Source organism: Azospirillum lipoferum 4B (assembly GCF_000283655.1).
GTDB lineage: Bacteria > Pseudomonadota > Alphaproteobacteria > Azospirillales > Azospirillaceae > Azospirillum > Azospirillum lipoferum_C.
Map to the genome: position 1 here is coordinate 483641 of NC_016585.1, position 20015 is coordinate 503655.

The 20015-nt window shown below is 69.4% G+C and carries 15 protein-coding genes; 11 read left to right on the forward strand and 4 right to left on the reverse strand.

Annotated features, from left to right (window positions below; translation table 11 throughout):
* The first annotated feature begins 138 nt into the window (after positions 1-138).
* The 11 genes from AZOLI_RS16010 to AZOLI_RS16060 all read left to right on the forward strand — a co-directional run bounded on the left by AZOLI_RS16010 (position 139) and on the right by AZOLI_RS16060 (position 12741).
* Complete coding sequence (locus AZOLI_RS16010) at positions 139-1839, forward strand: branched-chain amino acid ABC transporter ATP-binding protein/permease (protein ID WP_014188207.1); 1701 nt, start codon at positions 139-141, stop codon at positions 1837-1839.
* Positions 1836-2537: an ABC transporter ATP-binding protein gene (locus tag AZOLI_RS16015; protein ID WP_014188208.1), complete on the forward strand. Its 702-nt coding sequence runs from the start codon at positions 1836-1838 to the stop codon at positions 2535-2537. The genes AZOLI_RS16010 and AZOLI_RS16015 overlap by 4 nt, the downstream gene beginning before the upstream one ends.
* A 126-nt stretch (positions 2538-2663) precedes the next feature.
* Complete coding sequence (locus tag AZOLI_RS16020) at positions 2664-3983, forward strand: hypothetical protein (RefSeq protein ID WP_014188209.1); 1320 nt, start codon at positions 2664-2666, stop codon at positions 3981-3983.
* 270 nt (positions 3984-4253) lie between these two features.
* Complete coding sequence (locus tag AZOLI_RS16025) at positions 4254-5063, forward strand: ABC transporter permease (protein ID WP_014188210.1); 810 nt, start codon at positions 4254-4256, stop codon at positions 5061-5063.
* A 96-nt stretch (positions 5064-5159) separates the two neighbouring features.
* Complete coding sequence (locus AZOLI_RS16030; RefSeq protein WP_044551451.1) at positions 5160-6176, forward strand: ABC transporter substrate-binding protein; 1017 nt, start codon at positions 5160-5162, stop codon at positions 6174-6176.
* A gap of 49 nt (positions 6177-6225) precedes the next feature.
* The gene (locus tag AZOLI_RS16035) at positions 6226-7050 is read left to right on the forward strand and encodes an ABC transporter ATP-binding protein (RefSeq protein ID WP_014188212.1); all 825 of its coding nucleotides are present in this window, start codon (positions 6226-6228) and stop codon (positions 7048-7050) included.
* Between the two features lie 192 nt (positions 7051-7242).
* A complete protein-coding gene (locus AZOLI_RS16040) occupies positions 7243-8607 on the forward strand; it encodes a hypothetical protein (RefSeq protein ID WP_014188213.1) in 1365 nt (454 codons plus the stop codon).
* The gene (locus AZOLI_RS16045; protein ID WP_014188214.1) at positions 8604-9755 is read left to right on the forward strand and encodes a Gfo/Idh/MocA family protein; all 1152 of its coding nucleotides are present in this window, start codon (positions 8604-8606) and stop codon (positions 9753-9755) included. The genes AZOLI_RS16040 and AZOLI_RS16045 overlap by 4 nt, the downstream gene beginning before the upstream one ends.
* A 184-nt stretch (positions 9756-9939) precedes the next feature.
* Positions 9940-11100, forward strand: a complete 1161-nt coding sequence (locus tag AZOLI_RS16050; protein WP_014188215.1) for a dihydrodipicolinate synthase family protein — start codon at positions 9940-9942, stop codon at positions 11098-11100.
* Positions 11100-11981, forward strand: coding sequence for a sugar phosphate isomerase/epimerase family protein (locus AZOLI_RS16055; protein WP_014188216.1), 882 nt, complete (start codon positions 11100-11102; stop codon positions 11979-11981). Before AZOLI_RS16050 ends, AZOLI_RS16055 begins: the two co-directional genes overlap by 1 nt.
* 70 nt (positions 11982-12051) lie before the next feature.
* Complete coding sequence (locus AZOLI_RS16060) at positions 12052-12741, forward strand: TetR/AcrR family transcriptional regulator (RefSeq protein ID WP_014188217.1); 690 nt, start codon at positions 12052-12054, stop codon at positions 12739-12741.
* 34 nt (positions 12742-12775) lie between these two features.
* On the opposite strand, the gene AZOLI_RS16065 is transcribed toward AZOLI_RS16060, so the two are convergent.
* From AZOLI_RS16065 to AZOLI_RS16080, 4 genes are all read right to left on the reverse strand, one after another.
* On the reverse strand, positions 12776-13612 hold the full coding sequence (locus AZOLI_RS16065) for a universal stress protein (protein ID WP_014188218.1): 837 nt from the start codon (positions 13610-13612) through the stop codon (positions 12776-12778).
* Between the two features lie 130 nt (positions 13613-13742).
* On the reverse strand, positions 13743-15530 hold the full coding sequence (locus AZOLI_RS16070) for an acyl-CoA dehydrogenase C-terminal domain-containing protein (RefSeq protein ID WP_014188219.1): 1788 nt from the start codon (positions 15528-15530) through the stop codon (positions 13743-13745).
* A gap of 11 nt (positions 15531-15541) precedes the next feature.
* The gene (locus tag AZOLI_RS16075) at positions 15542-17848 is read right to left on the reverse strand and encodes a 3-hydroxyacyl-CoA dehydrogenase/enoyl-CoA hydratase family protein (protein WP_014188220.1); all 2307 of its coding nucleotides are present in this window, start codon (positions 17846-17848) and stop codon (positions 15542-15544) included.
* A 537-nt stretch (positions 17849-18385) separates the two neighbouring features.
* Positions 18386-19930 (reverse strand): fatty acyl-CoA synthetase, encoded by a 1545-nt coding sequence (locus AZOLI_RS16080; protein ID WP_014188221.1) that lies wholly within the window; start codon positions 19928-19930, stop codon positions 18386-18388.
* Positions 19931-20015 lie beyond the last annotated feature (85 nt).

Below are 20015 nucleotides of genomic sequence, written 5' to 3' on the forward strand. Positions count from 1 at the left end.
CCGCGTCCCCCGGTGAAGATTCCCTCTCCCCCCCGGGGAGAGGGTCAGGGTGAGGGGGATTCGTTTGCCGAACGATCCTCGCGGCGCGTCCCCCTCACCCCAACCCTCTCCCCGGGGGGGAGAGGGAGTAGTGTCGGGGTGGAGAAGCTTGCGCTGCTCGCCGGCGCCCTCGCCCTGCTGGTCTACGCGTTCGCCTTCGCCTCTCCCTATGGGCTGCGCGTGCTGACAGTTGCCGGTGTCTATGCGCTGGCGACCTTCGGGTTCCAGATCGTCTTCGGGCTCGGCGGCGCGTTGTCGCTCGCCCAGGGCGCCTTCTTCGGTGTCGGCGCCTATGTGACGGGCATTCTCGGCAGCCGCTATGGGTTGGGCTTCGAGGCGACCTTTCCGCTGTCGATGCTGGTGCCGCTCCTGCTGGCGCTGCCGGTCGGGCTGGCGGTGCTGCGGCTGGAATCCCACTATTTCGCCCTGGCGACGTTGGGCATCGCGCAGGTTCTGCATTTGCTGGCGGTCAACCTGCCGGAGCTGACCGGCGGCTCCAACGGGCTGGCCGGGGTGCCGGCGGTGGTGCTGTTCGGCTGGACGGTGCCGCGCGGGCTGCCGATGGCGGCGCTGGTCTGGGGGCTGGTGGCGCTCGGCGGGCTGGTGGGGTGGCGGCTGGCGCGCGGGCGGCTCGGACGGTCGCTGACCATGCTGCGCGACGATCCGCTGGCGGCGGGAACGCTGGGGCTCGACGTCGGGCGGCTGCGGCTGGCGGCCTTCGGCATCAGCGCCCTGTTCGCCGGTGCGGCCGGAGCGCTGGCGGTCCACACCCAGCGCGTCGTCTCGCCGGAGGTGCTGGAGTTCCCGGTCATGGTCTCCATCCTCACCATCGCCATCGTCGGCGGGCGGGGGCGGATGGCCGGCGCGGTGCTGGGTGCCGTGCTGCTGCTGCATCTGCCGGAATGGTTCCGCTTTCTGGAGCGCGGCTATCTGGTCGTCTATGGCGCGGCGTTGCTGCTGACCGTGCTGCTGGCGCCCGACGGGCTGACCGGACTGCTCGACCGTGCCGCCGGCCGCCTGTTCGGCCGTCCGGCCCGTGCCCTGCCGGAGGCGCGCGAACCGCCGCCGCCCGTTGCCATAGACGGGATGACGGTGGAGGAACTGGTCAAGTCCTTCGGCGGCGTGCGGGCGGTGGACGGCGTTTCGCTGGAGTTGCGGCCGGGCGGCATCACCGGGCTGATCGGCCCCAACGGGTCGGGCAAGACGACGGTCATCAACCTGCTGTCGGGGCTGGAGCGGCCGGATGCCGGGCGGGTGTGGCTCGGCGGACGGGACGTCACCGGTGCCCGCGCCGACCGTCTGGCCCGTGCCGGGCTGGCCCGCAGCTTCCAGGCGGCGATCCTGCCGGAAGGGGCCGGCGTGCTGGACGCAGTGGCCGCCGCCCGCCTTGCCGTCGATCCCGACGCGGCGACGGCGGAGGCGCATGCCCGCTGGGCGCTCGACCGGCTGGGAGTCGGCGAGCTTGCCGGGCAGGGCTGCGACGGGTTGCCGGCGGCGCTGCGGCGGCGGGTGGAACTGGCCCGCGCCCTGGTCCGCCGGCCCGCCGTGCTGCTGCTGGACGAGCCCGCCGCCGGGCTGACCGACGGCGAGAAGGCGGAACTTGCCGCCCTGCTGCGCGAACTGGCGGGGGAGGGGATGGCGGTCCTGCTGGTGGAGCATGACATGGGCTTCCTGTTGCCCTTGGCCGGCCGGGTGCTGTGCCTCGACCGTGGGCAGGTGATCTATGACGGCCTGGCCGATGGGGTGCGCCGGGATGCGACGGTGGCGGCGGCCTATCTCGGCCGGGCAGGAACCGCATGAGCGCGCTGCTGTCCATCCGCGGCATGACCGCCGGCTATGGCGGGGCGACGGCGCTCAATGGTGTTTCGCTGAGCGTCGCGGCGGGGGAGACGGTGGCGCTGCTCGGTGCCAACGGGGCGGGAAAGTCGACGCTGCTGAAGGCGCTGCTCGGCCTCGTGCCGGCGCAGGGGGAGCTGCGCTTCGACGGCGGCGACCTTGGGCCGCTGGCGACGGAGGTGCGGGTCCGGCGCGGCATTGGCTATGTGCCGGAGGGGCGGCGGGTCTTCCCCGGCATGAGCGTGCGCGACAATCTGGAGGTCGCCGGCCTGCCCGCCGCCCGCGACCGCGCGCAGGATGTCGAGCGCGTCTTCGCCCTGTTCCCCGATCTGGCGGTCAAGAGCCGGGACAGCGCCTGGCGCCTGTCCGGCGGCCAGCAGCAGATGCTGAGCCTCGGCCGCGCGCTGATGGGCCGGCCGCACCTGCTGCTGCTGGACGAACCGTCGCTCGGCCTGTCGCCCAAGCTGGCCGACGAGGTGTTCGCCGCGGTCGGCCGCATCGCCGCCGCCGGCACCGCCGTGTTGCTGGCCGAACAGAGTGCGGCGCGCGCCCTGACGGTCGCCCCGCGCGCCGTCCTGCTGCGGTTGGGGCGCGTGGTGGGGGACGGGCCGGTGGCGTCGCTGTCGGATAAGGTGCTGCGCGAGGCCTTCTTCGGCGTTTAGCGCAAATCCCCTGCGTGTCCTGTGCAACAGGTGTCTGTCTCCTGCAACAGGATGGGCGGTTGGGCTTGCGGATGGGGGCGGGCACGGATAGCTTCGCCGCCGCAACCATCTATGGATTACCTCGTCATGACCGCCCGTTCCGTCGCTTCGCTGTCCGCGCTTCTCCTGCTGGGTGTGGCGTCGGCTCCGGCGATGGCCGAACTGGTGCCGGTCGAGCCGAGCGTTCCGCCCGCCGTCTATTACGGCCTGCCGACGCCCGAGGCCGAGATCGTGGTCCCCGGTGCCCCGGCGCAGGATGCCAGGCCCGGCGACAAGCCGGCCGAGAAACAGGGAACCGCAGCGCCGGCGAAGCCGGAGGGCCCCGGCGAACTGATCGAAAGCTGGGATGGCGGCGCCGCCAAGAAGAAGGACGGCAGCTTCGCCTATTGCGTGGCCGAGGGGGAATTCACCTCCGGCCATGTGCTGATGTTCGCCCGCAGTCCGCAGGGGGAGACCAACATCGGCATCGGCATCCCCGGCGCCGACCTGCCCAAGGGCGGCGAATGGCCGGTCACCATCGAGGTCGACAAGAAGCTGAAACGCGAACGGATCGCCATCGCCTCGCAGCCGGACATGCTGGTGGTCTCCAACGGCAAGGACGAGGAACTGGTCAATGCCCTGATGGGCGGGAACGAACTGGTGGTGTCGTCGGCCACCGACCGCATCGCCTTCAAGCTGTCCGGCACCAAGAAGGTGCTGGGCGACCTGAGGACCTGCGTCGACAAGGGCGGCAACGTTCCGCCGATCAAGGTCGCCGCGGGCCGCCCGGCGGAGAAGAAGAACCGTCTGCCGGAAGGGCTGGACAGCCTGCTGACCGCGGCCGGCGTGCATGATGCCGAACTGGTGCCGATGGACAAGATCCCGCAGGAGCGCCGCCCGGCCGACGTCGCCTGGCGCTTCGGCCCCATCGTCGGCGGCATCCGGGAACGCGCGGTGGGTGAGGACGCCAGGATCGACGAACTGTCGGACGGCTTCGCCGATGCCATGAAGCAGCGGTGCGAAGGCACCCCGACCGTCAGCCTGAACCCGTCCGAACAGGCCGGTTCGGTCTGGCTGCGCACCGGCTCGGTCGATTGCGCCATGCCCCAGGGCACGCTGCACGTCACGCTGAACTTCCTGCTGTCGCAGCGCCGCCTGTTCACCGTGATCTTCCACGAGGCGGCCGAACCGGACTTCGCGCTGGCCGACAAGGTGCGCGACAACCTCGCCCATGTCCTGCGCCGCGCCGGCACCGCTCCGGCCACGGCACCGGGGGACGCCGCATCCGTCACACCGCCCGCCACTCCGCCGGCCACACCGCCCGCCGCACCGCCGGCAGCCGAGGCCGCTCCCCCCGCCGCATCTCAGGCGGGCTCCGCTCCTCCCACGGTGAAACCGCAGGCGAAGCCGCAGCCGGGCAAGCCCTGACGCCTCTTGGGGCTGGCCTGCCGCCGCCGGCTTCCCGTGCCGCCGCTTTCCGGAAATGTACTGAACATGGCTTTCTGCGGTCGGGACTTCACGGGAAGTCGTCGACCGTCGATGGCTGGCGCGGCCGCCATGTGCTCCGCGTACAAAACAATCCGCTATCACCATTGTATGCGTTGACCGGCCGGGCGGGGCGGGCGTACTTTTAACCAGCCGGTTAAAACATTGCGGCCGCTCCCTCGGCTGCCTGAGCCCGCCGGCCGGAGAAGACGCATGGAACGTCGCTCACGCTCGGGCGCAGCGCTGCGCCTGCTCAATTCCGACTGGGTCCGCCCCATCCTGCTGATGGTCATCCTGCTGGTTCTGTGGGATCTGTCGGTCCGGCTGTTCGGGGTGCCCGCCTATCTGGTGCCGAAGCCCGGCGATGTCGTGCTGGCGATGATCGATGAATGGCCGCGGCTGCTGTCCGAATCCGTCCCGACCTTCACGGCGACGCTGGGCGGCTTTGCGCTGTCGGTCCTGTTCGGCATTCCCATCGCGATGCTGATCGCCGGATCGCGCACGGTGGAGGCCTATGTCTACCCGCTGCTGGTCTTCTCGCAGTCGATCCCCAAGGTCGCCATCGCGCCGCTGTTCGTGGTGTGGTTCGGCTTCGGCCTGATGCCGAAGGTGATCGCCGCCTTCCTGCTGGGCTTCTTTCCCGTCGTCGTCTCGGCGGTGCAGGGCTTCAAGTCGGTGGATGGCGAGATGATGGATCTGGCCCGCTCGATGAAGGCGTCGCGGCTGCAGACCTTCCGGATGGTCAGCCTGCCGCATGCGCTGCCGGCGATCTTCGCGGGCCTGAAGGTCTCCATCACCCTGGCGGTGGTGGGGGCGGTGGTCGGCGAATTCGTCGGCTCCAACTCCGGCATCGGCTTCGTCCTGCAACGCTCCATCGGCAATTTCGAACTGCCCTTGATGTTCGCGGCGCTGACCGTGCTGGCATTGATGGGCGTGCTGCTGTTCTGGGTCATCGACGTGCTGGAACGCTTCGCCATCCCCTGGCATGCCAGCCAGCGCGACAAGTTCAGCCCCACCGTCTGACGTCAGTCCAAAACCCGATTCACCGACAAGAACCCCGACGCCGCACAGCGCCGGCCGACGGGGCGATCCACCACCCATGGGAGGACACCGGTCGTGATGAAGAAAACCATCGTCGCGGCGCTCTGCGCCTTTGCCGCCTCCACCTTGCCGGCGCAGGCCGCCGACAAGGTGACGCTGATGCTGAACTGGTACGTCTACGGCGAACACGCGCCCTTCTATTACGGCAAGGACAAGGGCTTGTACGAGGCCGAAGGCATCGACCTGGAAATCCAGGAGGGCCGCGGCTCGGCGATCACCACCCAACTGGTCGCTGCCAAGGGCGTCACCTTCGGCTATGTCGACGTGCCGACCATGATCAAGGCCGCGGTGAAGGGCGCGCCGGTGACCTCGCCGGGCGTGCTGCTGCAGACCAGCCCGATGTCGGCGATGGGCTTCAGCGACAAGAACATCCGCAAGCCGGAAGACATCAAGAACCGCATCGTCGCCATGACGCCGGGCGACAGCATGTCCCAGATCTGGCCGCTGTTCCTGAAGAAGACCGGCCTGAAGGAGCGTGACTTCGAAGTGGTGTCGGGCGACGCCCAGACCAAGCTGAACGCCGTCATCAACGGACAGGCCGATTTGCTGCTGGGCTATGTCATGGACCAGAGCATGAAGATCAAGGACGCCACCGGCAAGTCGGTGACGCCGATCCGCTTCGCCGATTACGGCGTCAACATGGTCTCGTCGGGCATCATCGCCAACACCGACACGCTGAAGGACAACCCCGACCTCGTCCGCCGCTTCATGGCCGCCACCACCAAGGCGGTGGAGGAGGCGGAGAAGGCGCCGAAGGAGGCCGCGGCTGCAATCCTGAAGGCCAACCCCAAGGGCGGCAAGCCCGACACCCTGCAGGAGGGCTTCGAGCTGACCATCCCGCTCTACCGCACCAAGGAGACGCAGGGCATGCGGCCCTTCCAGGTCACCGACGCCAACATGAAGGAGACGGTGGAGCTGCTGGTCGAATATGGCGGGCTGGACGCCTCGGCCAAGGAGAACCCCAAGCGCTTCTACACCCGCGACTTCCTGCCGGCCGACCCCGCGGCGAAGGCGATGAACGCCGCCGCCAAGTGACCGACCCGTGGTGACTGACCGGCCCCCCGCAAGGCACGACGAGGAGAGCATGGCACAGCCTCAGTTGAAACTGGTGGGCGAGGCGGAAACGCAGCGCCTGTCCGGCGCGCCGCTGATCCGCATCGACGGCGTGAGCAAGACCTACCGCAGCCGCGACGGCGAGGTGCCGTCGCTCCACCCCATCAGCTTCGACGTGCGGCCGGGGGAGTTCCTGGTGGTGGTCGGCCCGTCCGGCTGCGGCAAGTCCACCCTGCTGAAGATGCTGGCCGGGCTGCTGCCGGTCACCAGCGGCACCATCAGCATCGAAGGCGACGTGGTGACCGAGCCGCACGACGACACCGGCATCGTCTTCCAGAGCCCGACCCTGCTGGCCTGGAGGTCGGTGCTGCGCAACATCATGCTGCCGGTGGAAATCCGCCGCCTGCCGCGGGAGCGCTACCTGGAGCGCGCGCACAAGCTGATCGGGATGACCGGGCTGACGGGGTTCGAGAACAAATACCCCTGGCAGCTGTCGGGCGGCATGCAGCAGCGCGCCGCCCTGTGCCGGGCGCTGGTGCACGACCCGAAGATCCTGCTGATGGACGAGCCGTTCGGCGCGCTCGACGCCATGACCAGGGAGCGGATGAATGTCGAGCTGCAGCGCATCCAGTTCGAGACCGGCAAGACGGTGATCCTGATCACCCACTCCATCCCCGAAGCGGTGTTCCTGGCCGACCGGGTGATGGTGATGTCGGAACGCCCCGGCACCATCGCCGCCACCTACGAGGTCCCGCTGGAGCGCCCGCGGACGCTGGACGTCATGGGCGACCCGGTTTTCATCCAGCTGACCCAAACCATTCGCAAGCATTTCGCGGCGCAGGGGCATCTGGATTAGGCGCCGGCTGCGATTGCCCCCTCCCTAACCCTCTCCCGCCCTCGGTCGGCCGAAGGCCGATCCGATCGCGGGAGAGGGAACTCCGCCACCTTGCGAATCCTCCCCTCTCCCGCGAAGCGGGGGAGGGAGGGACCCGCGGCGAAGCCGTGGGAGGGAGGGGGCATGCCCCATCACCACGAAAGACTCTCAACCATGCCCGCCCCCCGTCTCCGCATCCGCGCCATCGAGCTGTACGAGCGGCCGGTCCGTTTCGTGAAGCCGTTCCGCTTCGGCGCGGTGACGGTGGAGGCCGCCCCGCAGGCCTTCGTCCGCGCCCTGGTCGACGTGGAGGGGCAGGGCGAGGCCTGGGGGGCGACCGCCGAGATGATGATGCCGAAATGGTTCGACAAGCGGCGCGACCGCAGCCCGGCCCAGACGGTGGACGGCCTGCGCCGCTCGCTGATCGAAGCGCGCGACGCCTATCTGTCCGACGACCGGCTCGACACCGCCTTCGGTCATCACGCCGCCTACAGCCCGGCGCTGGAGCCGAAGCTGGCCGCCGCCTTCGGGCCGGCGCAGATCGACAAGGCGGTGTTCGACGGGCTGCTGCGGGTGCTGGGCCTGAATGCATTCGACGGGCTGGGCGGCAATGCCGCCGGGCTGGATGCACGGCTGACGCCCGATCTCGCCGGCTGCGATCTGGACGGCTTCCTGCGGGACCTCTCCCCGCTTGCCGAGGTGGAACTGCGTCACACCGTCGGCCTGCTGGACAAACCCGACGACTTGCGTGCCCTGCTGGAGCGCTCACCGCTGCGCTGGTTCAAGATCAAGCTGGGCGGCGACGTTTCCGCCGACATCGACCGGATTGGCGAACTGTCGGCCGTGCTGGAGAGGGCCGTTCCAGGCTACCGCGCCACGTTGGACGGCAATGAGCAATACCGCGATGCCGGTCATGTCGCGGAGCTTCTCGACCGGTTGGACGCTGCCCCGGCGCTGGCCGGTTTCCGCAACGCACTCGCCTATCTGGAGCAGCCCATCGCACGGGAGACGGCGCTTGCCCGGCCGCTGGGCGCGGTTGCGGAGCGGGCGCCGGTCATCATCGACGAGTCCGACGACGGCTATGACGCCTTTCCGCGCGCCCGCGCCATGGGCTATCGCGGCGTGTCGTCCAAATCCTGCAAGGGCCTCTACAAGGCGATGCTCAACCGCGCCCGCTGTGGGGCGTGGGGGCCGCCGCACTTCATCTCCGCGGAGGATCTGACCTGCCAAGCCGGGCTGTCGGTGCAGCAGGACACCGCCCTGGTCGCCTTCCTCGGAATCCCGCACGCCGAACGCAACGGCCACCAGTATGGCGAGGGCTTCGGCAGCGAGGCGGAGGCCGACGCCTTCCTCGCCGCGCATCCCGGCTTCTACGCCCGCGACGCCGACGGGACGGTCAGGCTCGCCACCGGCACCGGGCGGCTGCCGACGGCGCCGCTGTCCGGCCCCGGCTTCGCTCATATCGCCGACCCCGACTGGTCCGGCCTGTCGCCCCTTTCAAACCCGACATCAGCGCTTTCCGAAGGAGTTCCGCCATGAGCACCAAGCGCCTTGGCCTCATCATGCACGGCGTCACCGGGCGGATGGGCATGAACCAGCACCTGATCCGCTCGATCCTGGCGATCCGCGCCCAGGGCGGCGTGGCCCTGTCCGACGGCACGCGCGTCATGCCCGACCCGATCCTGGTCGGCCGCAATGCCGAGAAGATGCAGGAACTGGCCCACCGCCACGGCATCGAGCGCTGGAGCGACAATCTCGACGCCGCACTGGAAAACCGCGACGACGTAATCTTCTTCGATGCCGGCACCACCCAGATGCGCCCGACCCTGCTGGAAAAGGCGATCCGCGCCGGCAAGCATGTCTATTGCGAAAAGCCCATCGCCACCAACCTGGACGAGGCGCTGCGCGTCGTCCGTCTGGCGGCGGAGGCCGGGGTGAAGAACGGCACGGTGCAGGACAAGCTGTTCCTGCCGGGGCTGGAAAAGCTGCGCATGCTGCGCGACAGCGGCTTCTTCGGCCGCATGCTGTCGGTGCGCGGCGAGTTCGGCTATTGGGTGTTCGAGGGCGACTGGCAGCCGGCGCAGCGCCCGTCCTGGAACTACCGCGAGGAGGATGGCGGCGGCATCATCCTCGACATGATCTGCCACTGGCGCTATGTGCTCGACAATCTGTTCGGGCAGGTGAAGAGCATCTCCTGCCTGGGCGCCACCCACATTCCGGAACGCTGGGACGAGACGGGCAAGCCCTACAAGGCCACCGCCGACGACGCCGCCTATGCGATGTTCGAGCTTGAGGGCGGGGTTATCGCCACCATCAACTCCTCCTGGTGCACGCGGGTCTATCGCGACGATCTGGTGACCTTCCAGGTCGACGGCACCAACGGCTCGGCGGTCGCCGGCCTGACCGACTGCGTGATCCAGCCGCGCCAGGGCACGCCGCGCCCGGTTTGGAACCCCGACCAGAAGCAGACCATCGACTTCTACGACACCTGGCAGCCGGTGCCGGACAACGCCGTGTTCGACAACGGCTTCAAAGTGCAGTGGGAGTCCTTCATCCGCCATGTGGTGGAGGATGCGCCGTACCGGCACGGCCTGATCGAAGGCGCCAAGGGCGTCCAGCTGGTGGAATGCGCGCTGCAGAGCTGGCGCGAGCGCCGCTGGGTGGATGTGCCGGCCATCGAGGGGTGAGGCGTCGGCTGACGATGCCCCCTCCCTAACCCTCCCCCGCTATCGGACGGACCTTCGGTCCGCCGAGGGCGGGAGAGGGGACTGCCGCTGAACTCCCGCGAAGCTCCTACCCCCTCTCCCACCGAAGGTGGGGGAGGGATGGGGAGGGGGCACGCGGCGACGACCTACCCAGGAACCCCATCCCATGCCCACCATCCACCTCCCCCGTCCCGACCGCAGCATCGAGACCTACACCCTCTCCCCGCCGCGCGGCTTTCCCGCCCGCACCGAGCGGCCGCTGACCCGCATCGCCTTCGCCGCCGCCCATATGGTCGCCGACCCGCTGGCGGAGGGTGATCCATGGCTGGCCCCGGCCATCGACTGGGACCGGACCATCGCCTTCCGCGAGCATCTGTGGGATCTCGGTCTCGGCGTCGCCGAGGCGATGGACACGGCGCAGCGCGGCATGGGGCTGGACTGGCCGACCTCGCTGGAGCTGATCCGCCGCTCACTGTCGGCCGCCAAGGCGCGCGGTGGGGTGATCGCCTGCGGCGCCGGCACCGACCATCTGCCGCCGGAAAACGCCCGCGGCATCGACGACGTCATCCGCGCCTATGAGGAGCAGGTCGAGGCCATCGAGGATCTCGACGGCAGCATCATTCTGATGGCGTCGCGTGCGCTGGCCCGCGTCGCCAAGGGGCCGGAGGATTACGTCCGCGTCTATGGCCGCATCCTGTCGCAGGTGAAGCGGCCGGTGATCCTGCATTGGCTGGGCGACATGTTCGACCCGGCGCTGGCCGGCTATTGGGGCACCAAGGATATCGACGCGGCGATGGACACCGCGCTGTCGATCATCGGCGACTTCGCGTCCAAGGTCGACGGCATCAAGGTCTCGCTGCTCGACAAGGACAAGGAGATCGCCATGCGGCGGCGCCTGCCAAGTAGTGTCCGCATGTATACCGGCGACGACTTCAACTATGCGGAGCTGATCGAGGGCGACGGGCAGCATCATTCCGACGCGCTGCTCGGCATCTTCGACGCCATCGCGCCGGCCGCAGCATCGGCACTCGCCCATCTGGCCGACGGCGACCAGGCGGCGTTCCACGACATCCTCGCCCCCACCGTTCCGCTGTCGCGCCACATCTTCAAGGCGCCGACCCGCTTCTACAAGACCGGCGTCGTCTTCATGGCCTATCTGAACGGCCATCAGGACCACTTCACCATGGTCGGCGGGCAGGAGAGCACGCGCTCCACCTTGCATCTGGCGGAGCTGTTCCGGCTGGCCGACAAGGCCGGGCTGCTGTCCGATCCTGACCGGGCGGCGCAGCGGATGGCGGCGGTGCTGGCGGTGCGGGGGATTTCGTGATGCCCGATTTCAAGACAAGAGACTTCTCCGGAGATCATCGCTGGCTGTCGATCAACACCGCGACGGTCCGCAAGCAGGGCGATCTGGTTGAGATCCTCGACGCCTGCACCCGCCGCGGCATCCGCGCGGTTGCGCCCTGGCGCGATCAGGTGGCGGCGGTCGGGCTCGACGCTGCGGTGCGGGCGGTGCGGACGGGGGAACTGGCGCTGTCCGGCTATTGCCGCGGCGGCATGTTCCCGGCCGACCCGTCGAAGGCGGCGGAGGTCCGCGACGACAACCGGCGCGCGGTGGACGAGGCGGCGGCGCTGGGGGCGGTGTGCCTCGTGCTGGTGGTCGGCGGACTGCCGCAATATTCCCGCCCCGGATCGCCGGCCAGCAAGGACTTGGCCCTCGCCCGCTCGCAGGTGGAGGACGGCATCGCCGAACTGCTGGATTATGCCCGCGAGGCCGGCATGCCGCTGGCCATCGAGCCGCTGCACCCGATGTATGCCGCCGACCGCGCCTGCGTGAACACGATGGCCCAGGCGCTCGACCTCTGCGACCGGCTGGATCCGGGGCGGTCGGGGGCGCTGGGGGTGGCGGTCGACGTTTATCATGTCTGGTGGGATCCGCAGCTGGAGGCGCAGATCCGCCGTGCCGGAAGGGAACGGCTGCTGGCCTTCCATGTCTGCGACTGGCTGGTGCCGACCACCGACCTGCTGCTCGACCGCGGCATGATGGGCGACGGCGTCATCGACATTCCGCGCATCCGCGGCTGGGTGGAGGAAAGCGGCTTCACCGGCTTTTCGGAGGTGGAGATCTTTTCGCAAGGCAACTGGTGGGAAAAGCCGATGGGCGAGGTGCTGGACACCTGCATCGAGCGGCACCGCAGCGTGGTTTGAATTCGCCGGCCGACGCTCTACCATCGGGGAAGACCGCAACCTACCCGTATCGCAGGAGCCGGCTTCCCGCATGGACAGCCTGACCGACGCACCCGAGCCGGTGCAGCCCGCACCGACGCCGAACAGAGCTGCCACGCCGGCCAAGGCGACCCGCGATCCGGAAGGGACGCGGGCCCGCATCATGGCCGCCGCGACGGAGGAGTTCGCACGCTACGGCCTGGGCGGCGCCCGCATCGACCGCATCGCCGAGCAGGCCGGCACCAACAAGCGCATGCTCTACTACCATGTCGGCAACAAGGAGGAGCTGTATCTGGCGGTCCTCGAAGGCGCCTATGCCCATATCCGCGCCACCGAACGCACGCTGAACCTGGAGAAGCTGGCCCCGCCCGAGGCCATCGCGCGGCTGATCGAATTCACCTGGCAGTATTTCATCGATCACCCCGAATTCATGGCGCTGCTGAACATCGAGAACCTGCACCGGGCGGAGTTGCTGAAGACCTCCGCCCATGTCCAGTCGATGCATTCGCCCTTCGTCCAGATGATCGCCGACGTGCTGGCGCGCGGGGTGGAGCAGGGGGTGTTCCGGGCCGGGGTGGATCCGGTGCAGCTCTATATCTCCATCGCCGGACTGTCCTATTTCTACCTGTCCAACGTCCACACGCTGTCGGTCATCTTCGGCCGCGACCTGCTGGCCGAACCGGCGCGGGAGGAGCGGCTCGGCCATATGGTGGAACTGGTCCTGAAGGCATTGCGGCCCTGACCGCCGGTGGCGGCGAATGCAGTGTCTGCGGCGATCAGTGCGAGACGAGCACGGGAACCCGAAGATCCTCCAATATTCCCCGCGTGGCGCCGCCCAGGACGAAATCCCTCATCCGGGAATGGCCGAAGCCTCCCATCACCAGCAGCCCCGCGCCCACATCGCGGACATGCGCCTGCAGGATGTCCGCGATGGGTCGGTCGTCGCCCTGCAGCCGGGACGGCTGGGCCTCGATGTCGTGATCGGCCAGATACTCCGCCAGCCGTTCGCCCGCATGGTCGTCCGCCAGAGGCTTCTCACCGGCCACCGTGACGATGCTGACCGTTCCGGCGCGGCGCAGGAATGGATGGGCATCGGATACGGCCCGCGCGGCGGCACTCCCGCCGTCCCAGGCGATCACCACATGGTCCGGGGCCTCGGTCGGCGCCGTTTCCGGAACCAGAAGGGTGGGGCGGCCGGACCCGAAGATCACGGCTTCTGCGGTCAGGCGCGGCAGTCCGTCGCGCCGGCCCAAGCCGAACAGGACGATGTCGTGATAGCGCGCCTGACGGGCGATGACGTCGCCGAACTCCGCTGGATAGCGCTCGGCCTCCAGGCTGCGCAGCGGGATCCCCAGCGGGTCCAGCTCGGCCCTCATGGCGTCGATCAGCGCCGCCGACCGCGCGCGGCTTCCGGCCTTCGCCTCCCGGATCATCGCGGGCACGTTGATGGCCAGGGAGCCCAGGATGCTGGACGGGTTCGGCAGGTCGATGTTGCAGGCGAGAGCGCAGACATCCGCCTGCAGGTGACCGGCATACATCGCCACCTGCCGGGCGATGCTGTCGGGATTGCCGTCGGGATAGGTGTGAAGGGGAACGAGCATCCGCAGTTTCATGTCGCGTCCTCCCAAAGCAGGCGGCGTCGGCCGTTATCGGGGCGCTCCTGGTTGAACCGGTGCCATTCCACAAGGAAAGCAGATCTCCGCGGAATCCGCCTTGACCTGCGTCAACCCATGTCCTTCGGGGCTAACCGTCCAGGGCGGCGAGGTCGGCCGGCAGGCCGGGATCGAACAGGCTGTCGTGGCCGCTGCGGATGCGCAGCTCCAGCGCCGCGGTCTCGGGCAGCAGGCGGTTCGCGAAGACGCGGGCGAGCCCGATCCGCCCGTCCAGATAGGCCCGGTCGTAGCCCTCCGGCCGCCGTGCCGCCGCCGTCGCCATCAGCCCCCACATCCAGCCATAGGTCACCAGTGCCATCAGTCTCAGCGTGTCCGTCGCCGCTGCCGCCGGGGCGAGGGGGCTGTGTGACCCCGCCTCCGCCAGCCACGCCACCGTTCCGCGCAGCCGCTCCGCCGCGTCGCGCAGCGGGCCGGCGATGTCGCGGGTGAGCGGTTCGGCCTCCAGCTCCCTCGCCGCCGCGTCGATGGCCGCAAACAGGCGGGCGACCGGCCGGCCGCCATGCAGAGTCAGCTTGCGCTGCACGAGGTCGAGCGCCTGGACGCCGTTGGTCCCCTCGTAAATCTGCGTCGCCCGCACGTCGCGGACCAGCTGCTCCACCCCGTTGTCGCGGATATAGCCGTGGCCGCCCATGACCTGCTGGGCCAGCACCGCCGCTTCGAAGCCGAAATCGGTGCCGGCCGCCTTGATGACCGGCGTCAGCAGGGCCGCCCAGTCCTCCGCCTCCTCCACCACGGCGGGGTCGCCGGAGTGATGGGCGCGGTCCATCCACAGGGCGGTCCAGGCGGCCAGCGCCCGGCCGGCGTCGGTCAGCGCGCGGGCGGTCAGCACCATCCGCCGCACGTCGGGCAGGTGGATGATCGCATCGGCAGGCCGGTCGGGATTGCGCGGCCCGTCGGGAGCCCGTCCCTGCTCGCGCTCGCGCGCATAGGCCAGGGCGGACTGCGCGGCGCACTCGCCGACGCCGATTCCCTGGATGCCGACGAACAGCCTCTCGTGGTTCATCATGGTGAACATGGCCGGCAGGCCGCGGTGCGGCTGCCCGACCATCCAGCCCACCGCCCCTTCGTATGAGACCACGCAGGTGGGCGAGGCGTGCAGGCCCATCTTCTGCTCCGACGACAGCACCGCCCAGCCGTTGCGGGATCCGTCCGGCAAACGCTTCGGCACCAGGAACAGGCTGATCCCCCGCGTGCCCGGCGGCGCATCGGGCAGGCGGGCCAGCACCAGATGGACGAGATTGTCGGTCAGGTCGTGGTCGGCCGACGAGATGAACATCTTCTGGCCCGTCAGGCGATGACTGCCGTCCGCCGCCGGCTCGGCCCGCGTGCGCAGCAGGCCGAGGTCGGTGCCGGCGTGGGGCTCGGTCAGGGCCATCGCCCCGGTCCAGTCGCCGGAGATCATCCGCGGCAGATACACGTCCTTCAGCGCCTCTTCGGCATGCGCCGCGATGGCGCGGATGGCGCCCTGGGTCAGGCCGGGCACGATGCTGAAGGCGAGGTTGGCGCCGCACACCATCTCCGTCACCAGCGTGTCGAGCAGCGCCGGCATGCCCTGTCCGCCATAGGCGGGATCGCCGGCCAGCCCGTTCCAGCCGCCCTCCCGCCATGCGCGGTAGGCGTCGGCGAAGCCGGCGGGCATGCGCACGCCGTCCGCCTCGACGCGCACCCCCTCCTCGTCGCCTGAGCGGTTGAGGGGGAACAGGACCTCCGCGGCGATGCGTCCGGCTTGTGCCAGCACGTCGTCGAACAGGTCGCCCGACATGTCCTCCCAGCCGGCATCCGCCAGCACGGCGGGCGCATGGAGCACCTCATGGACCAGGAAGCGCATGGATTGAAGCGGCGGCTGATACACGGCCATGATGGTGCTCCTCAGTTCCGCAGGGGTTTGCCGGTGTCCAGCATGTGCCGGATGCGGGCGCGGGTGGCCGGTTCCCGGATCAGGGCGGACAGCGCCTCACGCTCCAACGCGGCGAGTGTGTCCTCATCGACCGGAGTCTGCGGCCCAGCCTCGGATCCGCCGCAGCACACGCCGGCCAGCCAGTCCGCGACCAGTTCGTCATGGGGGCTGGCCCGCCCGTCCAGCCGCCAGCCCCGGACGATGGCCTGCAACGCCTCCCGCCCCGCCGGTCCGGGGAGGGTGACGGAGCCCACGCAGGGCGGGCGGTAGCCTTCGGCCAACGCCAGCGCCTTCGCCTTGGCGTCGCCGAGCAGCCGGTCGCGGCCCATGGTGATGCCGTCCTCCGGCCGCAGATAGCCGAGCGTCCGCGCCTCCAGCGCCGAACCGGTGATGCGGGCTCCGGCGATGGTCCCGAATGCCGCCTGAGACGTTCCCTTCGGACCGGCGGGCCGGTCGGACCTGCGGCCCCAGCGCAGCAGCAGTTCCGCCGTACCGCGCCAGCCCGGAATGATGCCGACCTTCAACTCGACCAGCCCGATATAGGTCTCGGCATGGGCCTGGATGGCATCGCAATGCAGCAGCACCTCGCAGCCGCCGCCGACCGCCAGACCGGCCGGCGCGCCGACCACCGGGATGGCGGCATGCTTCAGCGCACGGAAGGCCGCCTGCCCCTGCTCGACGAAGCGTTCCAGCGCGGCGAAGTCCTCCGCCTCCAACCGCTCGACGAAATAGCCGAGGTTGGCCCCGGCGGAGAAGGCGCGCGGGTTGTCGTTGTAGAGGACCAGGGCGCGGAACTCCGCCGGCACCCGCTCCGCCGCCTCCGCGACCGTGGCGAGGATGCGCTGGTCGATGGCGTTCATCTTGGTGTGGAACTCCAGACAGGCGACGCCGTCGCCCAAATCCCAGACCGACGCCGAGCCGTTGCCGGCGAAGCGCGGCCCGCGCTCCTTCATCTCGGCAAGGTCGAGCACGCCCGGCGGGCGGCGGACGGGCGTCCAGGCGCCGGTGGTGGTTCGGGTCTCCCGCCCGGCATCGGCGCGGCGGTGGAAGCCGCCCTCAACCGCGGCGGCGGCGAGAAGCGGCGGCACCTCGCGCCCCTCCGCCGCCAGCCGGTCGGCGATGGCGGCGCAGCCCACCCGGTCGGCCAGCGCGAACGGCCCCTCGGCCCAGCCATAGCCGAGCCGCATGGCGGTGTCGATGGCCGCCACGTCGTCGGCGATCTCCCCCGCCACGGCGGCGGTGTAGGCGATGCTGTTGGACAAAACCGCCCAGGCATAGCGTCCGGCCGCATCCTCCTGCCGGATCAGCGCCGCCAGATCGCGGTTGGCGGTGGCGTCCACCTGCGGGCGGTACTCCCCGGTGGCGAGGTCCAGCGCCTCGCGCGCCTTGCTACCGGGGGCGAGACGGTAGAAGCCGCCCTTGGCCTTGCGGCCGATCCGTCCCTCGGCAATCAGGCGGCGGATCAGTGGCTCTGCGGTCAAATCGTGGTGGTGATGGGCATCGGCGGCGGGCAGGGCGCCCAGCAGGCTGCCCCACACCAGCGGCACCAGATCGATGCCGACGAGGTCCAGCAGCCCGAAGATCGCCGTGCGCGGCACGCCGAATGGCGCACCGGCCATGGCATCCGCCTGTTCCACCGTCAGGCCGTGGCGCAGCGCCTCGATGGCGGCGACCGACATCCAATGGCAGCCCAACCGGTTGGCGATGAAGGCCGGCGTGTCGCGGCAATCCACCACGGTCTTGCCCAGCACGGTCTCCGCCGCATCGCGGACCAGTGCGGCGGTCTCCGGCGCGGTGTCCGGGCCGGCGACCAGCTCCATCAGCCGCATGTGGCGCGGCGGGTTGAAGAAATGGGTGATGACGAAGTCGCGGCGGAAGGCCTCCGACGCCCCCTCCGTCAACTGCGCCAGCGGGATGGTGGAGGTGTTGGAGGACACCACCGCTCCCGGCTTGCGCAGCGCATCGAGCCGGGCGAACAGCCGGCGCTTGACTACCGGATCCTCCACCACGGCCTCGACGATCCAATCGGCGTCGGCGACGGCGTCCAGATCGTCCTCGATGCTGCCGACGCTGACCAATTCAGCGGCGGACGGGTCCATGAAGCCCTGCGCCTTCAGCTGCCGTTCCAGGCCGGCACGGGCCGGGGCGGTGCGGTCGTCTTCAGGGCCGGCGACGTCGAGCAGCACAACCGGCACGCCGCCGTTGGCGAATTGCGCGGCGATGCCCGATCCCATGGAGCCGGCGCCGATCACCGCGACCTTGCGGATCGCCCTTTTCATCACGCGCGCTCCGGGAGAGTGGCGGGCAAGCGGGTGCTGCCCGCGGCGAAGGCGTGGTTCATCGCATTGGGTCCTTGAGTGCAAGGGGGTAGGTTGGGCGATCGCATTGAACGTCGAACAGTCACGCATCCATATCGGATGCCCTTCTCCCCTTGCGGGGCGGGATGAGGGGTGCTGCCCGGCCGAAGGCCGATGCAAATCAGGCTTGCAACCCCTCACCCCAACCCCTCTCCCACAAGGGGCTACGGCATTCACACATTTCGCATTTGCGAAAAGATGTGCAACTTGACATTGAGAAAAGCCCCTCTCCCCTTGCGGGAGAGGGGTTGGGGTGAGGGGCGGAAACTTGATTTCCACGGGCTTTCAGCCGGTCGCACCCCTCATCCCAACCCTTCTCCCGCGAGGGGAGAAGGGCCTTCACCGCCTGTGGTTGCCGTCATTTCGCAGAGGCGAGATGTGTGAATGCCATAGCCCACAAGGGGAGAAGGGCTTTCGCAGCGCGTGAACATCAAACGCGATATCCACCGATAAAGACGCTCAGGCGCTGTGGGACTTGCGCAGTTCGCGCTTCAGCAGCTTGCCGGCGGTGTTGCGGGGCAAGGTATCGAGGAACTCGATCCGCTTGGGCACCTTGAAATGGGCCAGATGTTGGCGGACATGGGCGACCAGCTCCTCCTCCGTCGCGGTCTGGCCATCGCGCAGCACGACGAAGGCGCTGATCGCCTCGATCCATTTCGGGTCGGGCAGGGCGACCACCGCCACCTCCGCCACCGCCGGATGGGTGTAGATCGCTTCCTCCACCTCGCGGCTGGCGACCAGGACGCCGCCGGTGTTGATGACGTCCTTGATGCGGTCGACGATAAAGAGATAGCCCTCCTCGTCGAAATAGCCGACGTCGCCGGAATGGAACCAGCCGCCGGTGAAGGCCTCCGCCGTTTCCTGCTCCTTGCCCCAATAGCCGACCATCAGCTGGGGGGAACGGTGGACGATCTCGCCATGGGTGCCCGGCGGCACATCGTTCATGTCGGGATCGACGACCCGCGTCTCGACATTCAGCACCGGACGCCCGGCGGAGGCGGGGCGCGCCTCATGCTCCTCCGGCCGCAGGACGGTGGCGAGCGGCCCGATCTCGCTCTGGCCATAGCAGTTGAAGGCCTGGGCGTTGGGCAGGCGCTGGCGCAACTCCTGCAGCACCGGCACCGGCATGATCGAGGCGCCGTAATAGAGCTTGCGAAGCGAGGACAGGTCGTGCGCGTCGAAATCGGCATGGCGCAGCAGCCCGACCCACACCGTCGGCGGCGCGAAGAAGGAGGTGATGCCGTGGCGCTCGATCAGCTCCAGGCAGCGCTTCAGCGCCGGGGCCTGGATCAGCCGTGTCGTCGTCCCGATCAGCAGCTGCGGCATGACGAACACATGCATCTGCGCCGAATGATAGAGCGGCAAGGCGGCCAGCGAGCGGTCGTCCTGGTCCAGGCGGCAGCTGTAGATGCAGCTCTGATACTCCGCCAGCAGCGCGCCATGCGTCATCATCGCCCCCTTCGGCGCCGCCGTGGTGCCAGAGGTGTAGAGAAGCTGCGCCACATCGTCGGCGCGAACCGCCGCATCGACTTCCGCCGGGGCCGTTTCGTCGAGCGCCACCGCGAGGATGTCCAGGCCGCCGGCATCACCGCCCGTCAGCGTGCCGAACCGCTCCACCCGGCCGGCGGCGCGCACGCCCTCCAGGTTCGCGGCGAGGTCGGGGTCGTGCAGCAGCATGCGGGCGCCCGACTGCTCGACGATATAGGACAGCTCCTCCCCCGTGAGGGCGTAGTTGATCGGCACATGGATGAAGCCGCCGACGGCGCAGCCGAGCCAGGCGATCACATAGGCGTCGGAATTGCGGCCATAGGCCGCCACCCGGTCGCCGGGACGCATGCCGAGGTCGCCCAGCCGCCGCGCCACCCGCAGCGCGGCACGGTGCAGTCCGGAAAAGCTCCAGTCCCGCTCCTCGTAGGTCAGGGCGGTCCGCGTGGCGTTGCGCCGGGCGCTGCGGGCGAGCGCCGCGCCGATGCTGTCGGTCCGGGCCGTGGCGATGCTGTCCATGCGTTCCTCCTCCCTCATTGTTTGCGCCCTCAACATACTTGTTGGAAGGCATGTTACTTGTGAGTAGGATGGGGCAGATCGATGC